General features: G+C 61.6%; 1 pseudogene. It reads left to right on the forward strand.

The features are described 5' to 3' along the window. A pseudogene (locus EOD29_RS34980) lies at positions 1-84 on the forward strand (metallophosphatase); the annotation flags it as partial. Positions 85-237: the final 153 nt, after the last annotated feature.

Raw genomic sequence — 237 nt, forward strand, 5'->3', positions numbered from 1 at the left:
CTTTTCGACAGGGGATCCCTGATCGCCCATCTGCTCGGCAGGGACCGGATCTACTCGGTGCGGTATGGGAATTTGCGGGGATAGCGCTACGACCCGTGTGCCGCGTTCCCCTCTCCACACCCTTAAATCAATCACACTCCCGTAGCTGCTGCTGATACGTCCCCGCCATCCGCGCCAACCTCTGCGCCGTCTGCTGTAATTGCCCGTTCGAGCGCCAGTCGCCGCGCTTATATCCGG

It is taken from the genome of Mesorhizobium sp. M1A.T.Ca.IN.004.03.1.1 (assembly GCF_003997555.1).
Lineage (GTDB): Bacteria > Pseudomonadota > Alphaproteobacteria > Rhizobiales > Rhizobiaceae > Mesorhizobium.